The organism is Shewanella livingstonensis, from assembly GCF_003855395.1.
In the GTDB taxonomy this organism is placed as follows: Bacteria; Pseudomonadota; Gammaproteobacteria; order Enterobacterales; family Shewanellaceae; genus Shewanella; species Shewanella livingstonensis.
Window position 1 is genome coordinate 2,682,026 of record NZ_CP034015.1, and the last position, 13,414, is coordinate 2,695,439.

Sequence of the window (13,414 nt, forward strand, 5' to 3'; positions counted from 1 at the left end):
ATTTTACCCCGTTATGGCTTAATAATCACTTAAAAAAAAGGCCTCGATAATCTCGAGGCCTTGATGTTACTTATAAGTAACTATTTGTTTGATAAGCTATAAACATAAGCTGTAATGACGTGAACTTTCTCTTCTCCGAGAATGTCTTTCCATGCTGGCATAACACCTGCGCGGCCATTAATGATCGATTCTGCAATCACACCACGACTTCCGCCGTACAACCAAACATTATCTGTCAAGTTAGGCGAACCCATGAACTTGTTGCCTTTTGCATCCATACCATGGCATGCAAAACAACCTTTCATAAATGAACCTTGGCCTTGAGCAGCTAACGCTTCGTCATGTTCACCACCAGATAGTTTTATCACGTATTCAGCTAGACCTTTAATCTCGCTGTCTTCGATAGGTAAACCACCTTTTGGCGGCATCATGCCGTTACGACCGTTCATCAGAGTAGTTTTAATCGTGGCTAAATCACCACCATATAACCAATCGTCATCAGTAAGGTTAGGGAAGCCCTTAGAACCACGAGCATCAGAACCATGACATTGTGAGCAGTTTTGTAAAAATAAACGTCCGCCCACTTTTAATGCTTCAGGATCTTTCACTAACTCTTCTAACGGAGTCGCTAAATAGGCCGCAAAAATTGGACCGTATTTTTCGTCAGCATGAGCCACTTCGCGGTCATACTGAGACAAACGGTTTTCATTTTTTGCTGCTTCAAGCGCTGCAGCTGAGTCAACTTTAATGCCTTTGTCAGTACCAATACTTTGGTTAGAGCTTGTCCAACCAAACAGACCTTTGTAGTTACCTAGGCCTGGATATAGAGCTAAATAGATCACACCGAATACGATGGTTAAATAGAACATGTACGCCCACCACTTTGGTAGTGGGTTGTTCAGTTCTTCAATACCATCAAAACTGTGGCCCATTGATTTACCTTCTTCTACACCGGTGTAATTATTATTAACCAGTTTAAGAAGGATAAAACAACCAGCAATGACCACAATCGTCAGTACAGAAATCCAAATGCTCCAGAAGTTACTCATAATCATTACTTCTGATCTCCCGAGTCTTTTGACATTTTTGCAAGTTCATCTTCTGTAAACACTAAGTTAGCCGCTTCGTCAAACTTTGACTTGCTATGCTTACTGTATGCCCAGAAAAATATGCCTACAAAAGTCACCATAACAACTATGGTTAAAATACCTTGAAAAGTACCATAATCCATTATTGCCTCCTATTTGAGTGCGTGACCCAAAGATTGCAAATAAGCGATCAGTGCCTGCATTTCAGTTTTGCCTTCAACCGCTTTTTGAGCGCCGGCGACTTCTTCATCTGTGTAAAGGTCATTACCTTCTTTACCACCACCTTTATAACCACCTTTATGGAGATTACGCAGAATAGTCATCTTGTCACCAGTGAGTACACCGTCTAGTTTATTCTCGGCTAACCAAGGAAAACCAGGCATGTTTGACTGCGGTACAACATCACGAGGATTAAGTAAATGCACTTCATGCCATCTATCGCTGTAACGTCCACCAACACGCGCTAAGTCAGGACCAGTACGCTTAGAACCCCATTGGAATGGATGATCCCAAACAGACTCACCCGCAACAGAATAATGACCATAACGTTCTGTTTCAGCACGTAAAGGACGGATCATTTGGCTGTGACAGTTGTAACAACCTTCACGAACATAAATATCACGACCTTCAATCTGTAGCGCTGTATAAGGAATAAGACCTTCAACAGGTTCAGTGGTGTCTTTTTGAAATATCAGTGGGGTAATCTGCACTAAACCACCAAAACTAATGGCGATAACCGTGAAGATAGCAAGCAGACCAACATTTTTTTCAATTAATTCATGATTAAATTTCATCGAATCTGCTCCTTAAGCTTCTGCAATAGCAGGTAATGTATCTTTAGGTGCTTTAACGGTACGAATAACGTTATAAGCCATAAGGAACATACCCGTTAAGAAGAAACAACCACCTATAAAGCGTACAAAGTAGAATGGATATGAGGCTTCTAAACTCTCAACGAAACTATACGTTAGTGTTCCATCAGAGTTAACCGCACGCCACATAAGACCTTGCATAACACCCGAAATCCACATACTAACGATATACAACACAGTACCGATAGTGGCTAACCAGAAATGAACGTTAACCAGCTTCATGCTGTACATACGACCATGACCGAATAATATTGGAATTAAGTGATATAAAGAACCAATAGACACCATTGCAACCCAGCCTAGCGCGCCAGAGTGAACGTGACCAATAGTCCAGTCGGTATAATGAGATAATGCATTTACCGTTTTAATTGCCATCATTGGGCCTTCGAAGGTAGACATACCATAGAAAGACAGTGAAACAACTAAGAAACGTAAAACAGGGTCTGTACGAAGCTTATGCCACGCACCAGACAAGGTCATAATACCGTTAATCATACCGCCCCAAGAAGGCGCAAATAAGATTAATGACATTACCATGCCTAAAGACTGAGTCCAGTCAGGAAGGGCAGTGTAATGTAAGTGGTGAGGACCAGCCCAAATGTATAGCGCGATCAATGCCCAAAAATGCACAATTGATAAGCGATATGAATACACTGGGCGACCAGCTTGCTTAGGCACGAAGTAATACATCATCCCCAAGAAACCAGCAGTAAGTAAGAAGCCTACCGCATTATGACCGTACCACCACTGAACCATCGCATCGACCGCACCGGAGTACAGTGAGTAAGACTTAAACAAGCTTACTGGTACTGCCATTGAGTTAACAATGTGAAGTACTGCAACAGTAATGATAAAGGCACCAAAGAACCAGTTCGCCACATAAATATGGGAGGTTGTTCGTTTAGCGATTGTGCCAAAAAAGACAATTGCATAGCTAATCCAAATAATCGCAATTGCGATATCGATAGGCCATTCTAATTCTGCATACTCTTTCGCCTGGGTGAAACCCATTGGTAGAGTAATAGCAGCTGCAATAATAACGGCTTGCCAACCCCAAAACGTAAATGCGGCTAATTTAGGCGCAAATAGGCGGACTTGACAAGTGCGTTGCACAACATAGTAGGATGTAGCGAAAAGAGCTGATGTTCCGAACGCGAAAATCACCGCATTGGTATGTAATGGTCGTAAACGACTGTACGTTAACCAAGGAGTGTCGAAGTTCAGTTGTGGCCAGATTAACTGAGCCGCAATCAATACGCCTACTGACATGCCAAAGATTCCCCACAAAACTGTGGTTAGTGCGAATTGGCGGACAATAGTGTAGTTGTAATCAGCGCCTGTAGACTGGGAATGGTTCATCATAATGCTTCCACGGCTTATTACTTATACTTTTAATATTTAGTAAAGCGAACTTTACCTGTTAGATTGACATGGGCTAATAAAAGTAGCTTTTTAAGCTATTTTTAAGGCCATTTGTCAAGGTGTTACCTCATGTTAACTCTCTCTAGCACGAGGCGGTGTAATGATACTTGAGCTAAGTCAAAAAAGATACTTCACAAAAGATATCAAAGTTGATCTAGATCAATCTCTGGAAGATAATGTTACTAACTCAACCATAAAGGTTAAAAATCGTGCACAAAATTATCCAAATTTTTATTTTACACTTTTTCTTAATGTTTTTAATAGCCTGTGACAGACCAGAAACGCAAGAAAACAAAGATTTAGGTATTGATACCAGTTTATGTCAATTTTCTGCAGGAGAATGTTATCAAAATGTAGCCGACTTAAAAGTTGGTTTACTGATTGATCCCGTCAATACTCCTAGCGAAAAACCATTAATAGTTACGCTTAACAGCAATCAAGCGATCACAAATATTTCAATGAGAATAGAAGGGCGCGATATGTTTATGGGCGTTATACCCGTTTCATTGTCCCTAATAAAAGATAATGCTTATCAAGGTGCATTAATTTTTGGCTCATGCAGCAGTAATTATATGGTATGGCGAGTATTTGTGTCATTTGATTACCAACAACGACCACGAACATTAATGTTCGATTTCTTAGCTGATAACGAAAAATTATAAAATAGGTCATAAGAAAAACCTCAATTAACCATTCCTCTGCAGGCTAGGGCAGAGGTAAACTCAAATAGGCTTAGCTGTTTTATAGCGTAATTATTATCACCTTAGATTAATCTCTATCCCTATAATAATGTTGCTACCATCATATTTAATGTCATCAAAATATGACAATCTGTGTCACATTTTCTTCAAAGTAAACATCGTTTTTAATCACGATAAAGCTGCAAACAGATAATCTGCATAATTTTGTTCATGTCATATCATGATCAACCGCACAGAAGTGCTGCTACGCCCAACAATGCAATTGATAACTATTCTCATTAATGTATCATTAACCCATAACACTCAACTAAACATGTTGAGTAGGGGATATACAGCAATGTAAGCCGAGGTATTTGTGTCATCAACATATATATATGAAATTAGCACTTACTAGGCATTGCGATAAACAAGGAGCAAACATGAACAGATTAAATGTATCTATTGATGCAGATAAAGTAGCCCAATTAATCAAAGCAGGTCATTTATGTGCAGCAGATCTGCAATGTTTAGATAGGGCGAGTAAACAAACGGTTTGGCAATTATGTCTATGGAGTTGCCAAAAAAGGTCTACATGCAACAATAAGCAATGCCAACAACCGTATAAGTTACTAAACGCAGCAGATCATTGCATACAACAGTTTATATCAGACCAGGATATAGCCGTAACAACATATATAAATGGCATGAATTCAAAACGTATAGTTAACATCAGCAAGCTTGATGCCGATAAATAACATTATCGGCATCAGCCAAAAAACAGTATAATAAAGTAATATAATCAATAACCTATATTTACCCCTATGCCCAATATTATGCTTGATGAACTACCGCCAGTATTGCCACTATTTGATGCGCCAGAGTATGTTTTACAGGGTAATGCTTACGTAAATCAGTATATTACTAGAATTTCTATTGAAAAGGTGGCCGATGCAGGGCTCATTATAGAGCACTGTTCTGATTGGTTATTTGAACAAAAGCAGTCTGAAAATAACTATAAAGCCTATCGAAGTGAATTGACCACATATCTACATTGGTGTTTTGACGTCGTCGCATTATCGCCAATTTCCGTAACGCGCAAAGACATCGCCAAATACATCGATTACTGCCAATCACCGCCAATAGCATTAATAGGTTATTTCAATGTCGCACAGTTTAAACTCGATAAAACCGCTAATGAACGAGCACCAAATCCACAATGGCGACCGTTTATTGGTAAAAAACACCTTGGGAAATGCCTGCCATATCAACTCAGTGATAATGCACTAAAGACTAAAGTCGCCATATTATCATCATTTTATGGTTACTTAATTAGTGAAGAATACACCGAGCGAAATCCAGCTCAGTTATGGTTAAAGCACAGTCGGTTTGCCATAAAACGCAAATTCACCATAGATGAAGACAACAATCATCATGCTTTTACCGAACTTCAATGGTCTTATGTTATTAGCACCGTTAGCCAGTTAGCGATTGCCCAACCAGAGCAACATCAACGCAGCTTATTTTTAATTACACTATTATATAGCTGCTATTTACGTATCTCTGAAATCAGTGCACGCGCAGGTTATGCGCCAATCATGAGCCAGTTTAGACAAGATCCACATTCTGGTGTCTGGTATTTTCACGTGCCATTTTCTAAAAGCGGCAAAGCCCGCAATATTGCAATCTCAAAAGCATTACTGGCAGGCTTAGTTGATTATCGACGATTTCTACACTTGAGTGATTTACCTAATATCAACGATCAGCATCCTATATTTGTGCGCCACAAAGCTGCAGCCCACGGGCGTGAATCTGGTGTCATCAATGCCAATCTTGGTATTAGGCACATACGTGACGAAATAGATAAACTGATTAACTTAGCCGCAGACAATGCAGCCAAGGATGGTTTTGAGCATGACAGTCAACTGATGCGAAAACTCAGCGCCCACAATATTCGCCACACCGGGATCACGCATGACATCAATATCAACCGTCGACCGTTATCACATGTCCAGGCCGATGCTGGCCATGAAAGCATCGACACCACATCACAGTATTTACACACCACACAAACTGAACGACATCAAAGTGCATTCAACAAACCGTTAAATCATCTTGCTGAGATTAAATAGTTGTTAGGCACAAGCCGTAAAAACTTAAAGCATGCAATCTCAGCACGATGTTAAACATCGTGTTGATGCGATAAATTACGCTATACGTACAGGAACCATACAATAACTATCAATCTCGATATTTAACATAACAGCAAATGTACGCATATATGACCTGCACATAACTATGCGCACAATGTATATTATGTTAAATAGAGTATGTGTGTATTGTTACTTAATACCTGTGTGCGCTTAAAGTCAAAATGTATGAGAAAAAAGCGCTTAAAGTCAGAAAGTTTGAGAATTACCGGATAGTCCAACCTATCGTTTTTAGCCAGTACCTATTTATCGTTTAACTTCCTAAGATTAAACGGGTCTTAACTCCACCCTTATTTAAGGGTAAATAGATAACTACTTTTATCTAACCCTCCAATTTTATAGCGCGTTAAGTCAGTATGTTTGAGAAAAATACGCTTAGCACCAAAAGTTTGAGCATTAAGAATTTTTTAATGAGAAAGATATTTTAAGTACTTAGAAGTTCTGTATTACCATCATTTGAAATCAGAAGCCTTAAATGTTCAATTACAGTCACTGAACCACATTTGTCGTCAAACTCTGCGCGTAAATATACCGTTATTAAATCTAAGACTGTTGCTTTAATCGCACCCACGCAGATTCGACATGCTGCATTGTCATCAACTGCTTTTTACGATCATTCCAATGTTGAATTAAGTCGAAAGCTTGCTCTTGCGTATTCGCACCTTCATTTTTAGCAACCCAATGCACTGTAGACAATAACTCCACTCCATAAGGAGATTGATAGCCTTCAATTAAATCAGCCACACTTTGAATTTATGGTCGAATCTGCTTTGCCTAAAAACAGCTTAGCTTCAATTAAGGCTTCATCTACAGGCGCTATTTCAGCCTCAACAACGCCATCGCCGACACCTTGAATATAGTGGCCGTCCATACGTTCAAGCGCATGCCTTAATGCGTCGGCATAAGGACCGTAGTGATGTTTAACAAACTTGAGTTTTAAATCTTGGCCAGCAATTTGAAGAAAATAGGCGAGCTTCTGTACTTCAATTTTTGATAAACCATAATTAACACTTTTATAGGTTTCTAGCAGTGCAAGTAGGCTGCCCTGCCCGGTGTCATTTTTGGCCTTGAGCGATTAGTTACCAATACTGTTGCTTTGATTAGAGCTGTGGGTTCAAACAGGCGAACTTCGAGTAACTCTATTGCCGATAAATATTGAATAACCAGTGGGTTAACCTCAGCCCAATCAAGACCACCATTGCCACAGCCTAATGGAGGAATAGCAATTGAACGAATATTGTGTAATTGGATCTGTTTAGCCAAATCCTTAAGTCCGCTTTCTATATCCTGAAGTCGAGAAGCATTGCGCCAGTGGCCTTTAGTAGGGAAATTAATGATAAACTTAGGTAACGCCATCGCGCCTAGTTCAAAGGTAAACATTTGTCCTAGTTTGACTTCATCCGCTTTACACGCAGCGGCATAAGCCTTGAAATTAGCGGGCCACTTTTTCTTAAACTGCAGCGCAATACCTTTGCCCATTACGCCAACACAATTAACTGTATTTACAATGGCATCAACATCTTGTTGCTGTAGTAAGTCGCCTTCTACTGATTTAATCGCCATGTTATTGTCCTAAACTTTATTATCTTGTGCAATTGCTAGAAGTGCCCAACCGAAGTTAACCTAAATATTAGCTTCAGTTGGCACTCTAGATATACTGATATTTATCAATGTGGTGCTTTAAATATGCTAACAAATAATCTATTTCTATATGTTAGATAGCGTTATATTACGACCAGTGCACGTGGATTATTTTCCAAGTTCCATCGACTTGTTTAGTCAGTACCAGCGTTTCCATGCTGATTGAATCAACACTTTTACTTTTATACTCACCTTGTGCATGACTGATTGCTGTAGAAATCGCAATATCACCGGTTATGGCCACTTGATGCTCTGTGAGCGTAATGGTTAATCCTTTTAGGTAGGCCATATCAGCATGTAAATGATGGCTGGCATATTCAGCCAGTGAACGATCCACTTTGCCACCTTCATAAATTTGGACATTTTCAGCTAGTGATTGCCTGACAAGCGCTTCATTTCCTGTTTTTAAAGCATTGTGGAATTGTTTAACGACCTTGCCTGCAGCAGAATCTATGCCAATAAACTGAGTTTTTTCGACAACATGAGTTTCATCTCCATGGGCCAAACTTAAGCTACTGTAACCTGCTGATATTAATAACATCGCGCCCGTTAGTAATATTGTTATCGGTCTATTTTTCATTATTATTCCTCTACTTTTATTTATATCCATTACCCAAGGCTCATAGGACCTAGCACGCTCGAAAGTACCGCTGTTGTCGCTAATATCAGTACTGCTATTAATGCTTCTAATCCAATCGATTTTTGTAGTTTTTGTTTGGCGAGTGATGGGTTCTCAATCGTTAATTTCGGTACTAAAACCAATTTATGCCATGCTGCTATAAACAAAATGATAGCCACCAAACAGAGCTTGATGGTGACCGCAATACCATAATTGGAACTGAATAATTCAGTGGGACTATCAAACAACATCCACACCATTCCCATGCCTGAAAGCAACACGAGAATGACAATCACTATGCCTAAACGACCAAATGTATCCATGACATTTTTGATGACGATGTTTTCATCGGTGCTACATAATTTCCATAATGGATAAAAAGCACCTATCCAACTACCAATAATTAGCACATGTATCAGTATTAAGCCTTGAGCAAGTAATCCAACTTCAGTGCTGTGGCCAATAAAAGTAAACGTGACAGCAATTAACAGACAGCTGATAATGGCTAATACCGCAGAAAACGTTTTGATATATCGGTTCTTATGTAACAGTAAACCACTAGCCACTAGCATTAACCCAAAGCCGATTAAGCGCCAAAGCACCGTTTGCCCTACCTGGGTTGGCCACAGAAAAGCATGCATCTGCGCATCAAATATTCCCATCAAGCCGTTTTCAGCAAAAGCCCCTACTTGAGCAAAATAATTGATACTAACGGCAATCAACCCCAAAACAGCACCTAAGCCGGTATATTTTGTAACGCTAATACCAAGGTTCGGTTGACCCTTAATGAGATATTGCATCAATGTGCCGCCAATAACGGCGGCAACACTCAGATAGATAACCCATTTAGATATCAACACCGATATTTCAAATACGCTTAATATCATGTTTACTCATCCACTTATTGATGTGCAGTGTGCTCGCTAGTCTCATGCTCCATTGTCATAGGCGGTGCACTGCGAGTGTTCATGCCAGAGTCGTGAAGCATAAAGCTCATGTTGCCTTTCATCTTATGACCGTCGTCACCCATGATCATCCAGTTAACTGTGTAATTAGCTGCGTTTAATGCTGGTAGAGCGAACGAAAATGCTGCTTGGCTGGTCGCACTTGAAGGTAATGTTAGCGGTACGCTTTGCTGCTTGTCATCTTGCATTGTTAATTTGACTAAACGTACCGGAGCCGTAAAGGTCAGTTCAAGGGTTGTTGGGGCTTGACTTAGCATGGCTCCGTTAGCGGGCATAGAACTGCCCAGTCCGACATGAGCAAATGCTGAAGCACTCAGGAATAGACTTGTTACGACTAAAACGTTGTTAAATAATTTCATGATATTTCCTTTTATATTGTTTATAACAATTGAAAAACGGTTTATATAAATGATTAAATATTGGCTTATCTAGCATCTTGGCGCCAAGCTTAAAACTCAGTGTACGAACGAGGTCTTAGAACCACGCTCTAAAACCAATGACAAACTGGGTTTCTTGTGTATCCTCCCCTTCAATTCGGGCGTAATCGGCGGTATTACCAAGTTTCTGACGCCAATCCACACCGATATAGGGCGCGAACTCTCGAACAATCTCGTATCTCAATCGCAGCCCTGCACTGATGTCAGATAAGCCTGAGCCTATTCCAAGTTCAGCATCGTCCTTACCAAATAAATTAACTTCTACTTCAGGTGTGAGTATCAATTTTTGAGTGATTAACAGTTCATATTCCGCACTCAAGCGCATAGCCGTACGGCCTTGGTCACCGATGAATAAGGCAGCGTCAATATCAAAGAAATATGGCGCTAACCCTTGAACCCCAATCACAGCCCAATTACGGTTCGGCGTAGGTTTGATATCGGTTTTAATACCGAATTGTACATCCCAGTATGGTGCGATGGGCTTACTGTAAAGAGCCTGAATTTCAAAATCTTGTTTATCACTATTTGAATATTCACCTTCAGTTTTAAGCCACAACTTATTCAAATCGTAACCTAACCAGGCTTGTGCACTAAACTGGGTAGGATCTTGCGGATCAACGCCTTTTTCAAATTGATCCAGCATGACTTTTGTTAATAGAGGGTCATCATTACCGCCGGCAAACACAGCTGTACTGGTCGATGTGGCGCTCAGACTCAACAGTCCCAAGGCCATTAAATTCGTTTTATTCATCTGTATTCCCCTTATTTCACCACGACTTTTCTGAACATGCCTGGCATGTGGAATAACAAGTGGCAATGATATGCCCATTGCCCTTTGGCATCGGCGGTGACTAAGTAACTGATCTTAGAGCCCGGCTGAACTAATACCGTGTGCTTACGTGGAATAAAATCAGGGTCGCCTGTCTCTAACTCACTCCACATACCATGCAAATGCATAGGGTGAGTCATCATCGTGTCGTTCACTAAGGTGATCCGCAGTCTTTCTCCGTATTCAAACTCTAATGGCGCGGCGTCCATAAATTTCACCCCATTTACAGACCACATATATCGGTTCATATTGCCGGTTAAATGCAGTTGAATTTCGCGGCTTGGTTGGCGCGTGTCGTAAGTAGGATGTAAGCCTTTAATATCGCCATAAGTTAATACTTTACGGTTGAATTGTTGTTGATGGTCGCGCAGCCCAATGCCGGGATCGTGTAAGCCACTTTTTGGTGCATCGGCACGCATATCCACTTGCGGACCAAACTCAGTATCAATGTGTTTAATTTCATTGTTACTGCCAAAGCCTGCAAGCCCTAATCCTGATACTGTCGCTTTCGCAGCGTCCATGGCCATTTTGCTGTGATCCATGCCTGACATATCACCAGCGCCCATGTCCATCTTGCTGTGATCCATGCCTGACATATCACCTGCGCCCATAGCCATCTTGCTGTGATCCATGCCTGACATATCACCGCCACCCATAGGCATCTTGCTGTGATCCATGCCTGACATATCATCTGCGCCCATAGCCATCTTGCTGTGATCCATGCCTGACATATCACTGCCACCCATAGCCATCTTGCTGTGGTCCATGCCTGACATCTCACCTGCGCCCATGTCCATCTTGCTATGATCCATACCATTCATGTCCATGCCATTCATGTCCATGCCATTCATGTCCATGCCATTCATGTCCATGCCATTCATGTCCATGCCCATATCACTGTGGCCAAGCACTGGCCTAGGATCCATTGGGGGAATAGGAGCATGTAAACTGGCATCTGAGGTAAGGTTACCTACCGTAAAGCCGGTGCGGTCGATACTCTGAGCAAAAATACAGTAGGCATTATCAACCTCTGGCTCAATAACCACATCATAGGTTTCAGCAACACCTATTCGAAATTCATCCACAGATACAGGTTGAATGTTCTGACCATCACTGGCGACAACACTCATTTTGAGACCCGGTATACGCACATCAAATATGGTCATTGCAGAACTATTAATAAAGCGCAAGCGCACTTTCTCACCTTGTTCAAACAACCCTTGCCAGCCCTGTTGTGGAGGGTTGCCATTCATTAAATAGGTGTAAGTTGAACCAGTCACATCAGAAATATCTGTGTCACTCATGCGCGCGTTATTCCACATCGAACGGGCGTTCCAGGTATTGGCTAAGCCATTTTTATTCACGTCAGAGAAAAAATCCATTACCGTACGCTCACGGTAATTATAGTAATCGGCTTGTTTCTTTAATTTGGCATAAATGTTTTCAGGGGCTTCGTCAGACCAATCAGACAGCATGATCACATAGTCACGGTCATATATGACCGGATCGGGGGTCGCTGGATCAATCACAATAGCGCCGAATAAACCGGTTTGTTCTTGATAGCCTGAATGACTGTGATACCAATATGTGCCACTTTGCTGGACTGTAAATTGATACTCAAATGTTTCACCGGGTTTAATGCCATCAAAGCTAAAGCCAGGCACACCGTCCATTTCGGTGGGTAAAATAATACCGTGCCAGTGAATAGAGCTATCATGGTCGAGATTGTTTTTTACTCTTAAGGTGACTGTTTCACCTTCTTTCCAACGTAATAACGGCGCGGGCAGTAATTGGTTTACCACAGTGGCCCGAGCAGATTTTCCGGTAAAATTAACCATTTTATAATCAATTGATAAGTCGAACACTTTGCCAGAAAGCTGGCTCAACGATTGGCTTAACGCATTGGCAAAGGCATTTTTAGGAAAAGGGATCGACATCAATGCCAACATGGCAGATGCACCAAACACAAACCGACGTCGGCTGTTGTTCAGTTCACTGTTTGGCTTTTGAATCATGGGTTTTATCATGTATTGAGATTTCATTGCACTGACTCCTCAAGCGAGTTTACTTGGGCATAAACCTGGCTACTGCCATCTGTTTTCAACAGTAATACTTGGTATGGCATAAATTTATCCTGGTACTCCATACCAGGGCTGCCCACAGGCATAGCGGGTACGGTTAGGCCGATAGCATCTTTAGGGGGTGTTGCTAAAAAACGACTAATGAATATTGCAGGGATATGCCCTTCAAACACATAACCTTGAGATGACACTGCGGTATGGCAAGATTGCATTGAAGCAGGAATACCCTTTGACAGTTTAAACTCATAAAGGTTGTTAATATTGTAGGCATCAACACTAAATCCACGCTCACTAATATGAGTAAGCCATTTCTCACAGCAACCACAATTGGCATCTTTATAAACAGTGAGTAATGGCGCCGTAGTGTCGGGCTCTGCTGCATTGGCAGGTAATATCCCTCCCATAATTTGCAGAATAAACATAGTACCTATGACACGAAAAAAACTAATAGTATTGCGATATAGGGCAGACATAACATTGCCTCCAAATCAAATTTCGTTACATTAAACAACGCGGTTTAATGTCAGTTTATTAACCGAAAAAGTTAAAAAATTGAAACTACATGATTGGCTA

The 13,414-nt window shown here is 41.0% G+C and carries 16 protein-coding genes; 3 read left to right on the plus strand and 13 right to left on the minus strand.

Annotated elements, in window-relative coordinates:
* Positions 1–80: 80 nt before the first annotated feature.
* From ccoP to ccoN, 4 genes are read right to left on the minus strand one after another with little or no spacing between them, the layout of a single operon-like run.
* Positions 81–1,049, minus strand: coding sequence for a cytochrome-c oxidase, cbb3-type subunit III (gene ccoP / locus EGC82_RS11520; RefSeq protein WP_124730889.1), 969 nt, complete (start codon positions 1,047–1,049; stop codon positions 81–83).
* 5 nt (positions 1,050–1,054) lie between these two features.
* Positions 1,055–1,231, minus strand: a complete 177-nt coding sequence (locus EGC82_RS11525; RefSeq protein WP_011637473.1) for a cbb3-type cytochrome oxidase subunit 3 — start codon at positions 1,229–1,231, stop codon at positions 1,055–1,057.
* A 9-nt stretch (positions 1,232–1,240) separates the two neighbouring features.
* Entirely contained in the window at positions 1,241–1,882 is a 642-nt protein-coding gene (gene ccoO, locus EGC82_RS11530; protein WP_124730890.1) for a cytochrome-c oxidase, cbb3-type subunit II, read from the minus strand.
* A gap of 12 nt (positions 1,883–1,894) precedes the next feature.
* Positions 1,895–3,322 carry a cytochrome-c oxidase, cbb3-type subunit I gene (ccoN, locus tag EGC82_RS11535; RefSeq protein ID WP_124730891.1) on the minus strand — a complete coding sequence of 476 codons (1,428 nt, stop codon included), beginning with the start codon at positions 3,320–3,322 and terminating at the stop codon, positions 1,895–1,897.
* Between the two features lie 269 nt (positions 3,323–3,591).
* On the opposite strand from ccoN, the gene EGC82_RS11540 reads away from it, so the two are divergent.
* The 3 genes from EGC82_RS11540 to EGC82_RS11550 all read left to right on the plus strand — a co-directional run bounded on the left by EGC82_RS11540 (position 3,592) and on the right by EGC82_RS11550 (position 6,191).
* Positions 3,592–4,044 carry a hypothetical protein gene (locus EGC82_RS11540; RefSeq protein WP_124730892.1) on the plus strand — a complete coding sequence of 151 codons (453 nt, stop codon included), beginning with the start codon at positions 3,592–3,594 and terminating at the stop codon, positions 4,042–4,044.
* Between the two features lie 458 nt (positions 4,045–4,502).
* The gene (locus EGC82_RS11545) at positions 4,503–4,817 is read left to right on the plus strand and encodes a hypothetical protein (protein ID WP_124730893.1); all 315 of its coding nucleotides are present in this window, start codon (positions 4,503–4,505) and stop codon (positions 4,815–4,817) included.
* 78 nt (positions 4,818–4,895) lie between these two features.
* The gene (locus EGC82_RS11550; RefSeq protein WP_124730894.1) at positions 4,896–6,191 is read left to right on the plus strand and encodes a tyrosine-type recombinase/integrase; all 1,296 of its coding nucleotides are present in this window, start codon (positions 4,896–4,898) and stop codon (positions 6,189–6,191) included.
* A gap of 621 nt (positions 6,192–6,812) precedes the next feature.
* On the opposite strand, the gene EGC82_RS21360 is transcribed toward EGC82_RS11550, so the two are convergent.
* The 9 genes from EGC82_RS21360 to EGC82_RS11585 form a co-directional block, all read right to left on the minus strand.
* Positions 6,813–7,013 carry a hypothetical protein gene (locus EGC82_RS21360; RefSeq protein WP_208646897.1) on the minus strand — a complete coding sequence of 67 codons (201 nt, stop codon included), beginning with the start codon at positions 7,011–7,013 and terminating at the stop codon, positions 6,813–6,815.
* Positions 7,006–7,140, minus strand: coding sequence for a hypothetical protein (locus EGC82_RS21725; protein ID WP_279629994.1), 135 nt, complete (start codon positions 7,138–7,140; stop codon positions 7,006–7,008). The genes EGC82_RS21360 and EGC82_RS21725 overlap by 8 nt, the downstream gene beginning before the upstream one ends.
* Before the next feature lie 152 nt (positions 7,141–7,292).
* The gene (gene darG / locus EGC82_RS21365; protein WP_208646898.1) at positions 7,293–7,832 is read right to left on the minus strand and encodes a type II toxin-antitoxin system antitoxin DNA ADP-ribosyl glycohydrolase DarG; all 540 of its coding nucleotides are present in this window, start codon (positions 7,830–7,832) and stop codon (positions 7,293–7,295) included.
* Between the two features lie 166 nt (positions 7,833–7,998).
* Positions 7,999–8,490 (minus strand): YybH family protein, encoded by a 492-nt coding sequence (locus EGC82_RS11560; protein WP_244212453.1) that lies wholly within the window; start codon positions 8,488–8,490, stop codon positions 7,999–8,001.
* Positions 8,491–8,519: 29 nt separating this feature from the next.
* A complete protein-coding gene (locus tag EGC82_RS11565; protein WP_124730895.1) occupies positions 8,520–9,416 on the minus strand; it encodes a copper resistance D family protein in 897 nt (298 codons plus the stop codon).
* A gap of 14 nt (positions 9,417–9,430) precedes the next feature.
* Positions 9,431–9,853 carry a copper resistance CopC family protein gene (locus EGC82_RS11570; protein WP_124730896.1) on the minus strand — a complete coding sequence of 141 codons (423 nt, stop codon included), beginning with the start codon at positions 9,851–9,853 and terminating at the stop codon, positions 9,431–9,433.
* A gap of 115 nt (positions 9,854–9,968) precedes the next feature.
* Positions 9,969–10,682, minus strand: coding sequence for a copper resistance protein B (locus tag EGC82_RS11575; protein ID WP_124730897.1), 714 nt, complete (start codon positions 10,680–10,682; stop codon positions 9,969–9,971).
* 11 nt (positions 10,683–10,693) lie between these two features.
* Positions 10,694–12,802, minus strand: coding sequence for a copper resistance system multicopper oxidase (locus EGC82_RS11580; RefSeq protein ID WP_124730898.1), 2,109 nt, complete (start codon positions 12,800–12,802; stop codon positions 10,694–10,696).
* Entirely contained in the window at positions 12,799–13,314 is a 516-nt protein-coding gene (locus EGC82_RS11585; protein WP_124730899.1) for a DUF411 domain-containing protein, read from the minus strand. The genes EGC82_RS11580 and EGC82_RS11585 overlap by 4 nt, the downstream gene beginning before the upstream one ends.
* Positions 13,315–13,414: the final 100 nt, after the last annotated feature.

Bases quoted from the DNA above. Each gene is read 5' to 3' on its own strand.
- EGC82_RS11565 (WP_124730895.1), bottom strand. From the start codon at position 9,416: ATGATATTAAGCGTATTTGAAATATCGGTGTTGATATCTAAATGGGTT.
- ccoO (WP_124730890.1), bottom strand. From the start codon at position 1,882: ATGAAATTTAATCATGAATTAATTGAAAAAAATGTTGGTCTGCTTGCT.
- ccoN (WP_124730891.1), bottom strand. From the start codon at position 3,322: ATGATGAACCATTCCCAGTCTACAGGCGCTGATTACAACTACACTATT.
- EGC82_RS11580 (WP_124730898.1), bottom strand. From the start codon at position 12,802: ATGAAATCTCAATACATGATAAAACCCATGATTCAAAAGCCAAACAGT.
- EGC82_RS11570 (WP_124730896.1), bottom strand. From the start codon at position 9,853: ATGAAATTATTTAACAACGTTTTAGTCGTAACAAGTCTATTCCTGAGT.
- EGC82_RS21725 (WP_279629994.1), bottom strand. From the start codon at position 7,140: ATGGACGGCCACTATATTCAAGGTGTCGGCGATGGCGTTGTTGAGGCT.
- EGC82_RS11575 (WP_124730897.1), bottom strand. From the start codon at position 10,682: ATGAATAAAACGAATTTAATGGCCTTGGGACTGTTGAGTCTGAGCGCC.
- EGC82_RS11525 (WP_011637473.1), bottom strand. From the start codon at position 1,231: ATGGATTATGGTACTTTTCAAGGTATTTTAACCATAGTTGTTATGGTG.
- darG (WP_208646898.1), bottom strand. From the start codon at position 7,832: ATGGCGATTAAATCAGTAGAAGGCGACTTACTACAGCAACAAGATGTT.
- EGC82_RS11585 (WP_124730899.1), bottom strand. From the start codon at position 13,314: ATGTCTGCCCTATATCGCAATACTATTAGTTTTTTTCGTGTCATAGGT.
- EGC82_RS11545 (WP_124730893.1), top strand. From the start codon at position 4,503: ATGAACAGATTAAATGTATCTATTGATGCAGATAAAGTAGCCCAATTA.
- EGC82_RS11550 (WP_124730894.1), top strand. From the start codon at position 4,896: ATGCTTGATGAACTACCGCCAGTATTGCCACTATTTGATGCGCCAGAG.
- ccoP (WP_124730889.1), bottom strand. From the start codon at position 1,049: ATGAGTAACTTCTGGAGCATTTGGATTTCTGTACTGACGATTGTGGTC.
- EGC82_RS11560 (WP_244212453.1), bottom strand. From the start codon at position 8,490: ATGAAAAATAGACCGATAACAATATTACTAACGGGCGCGATGTTATTA.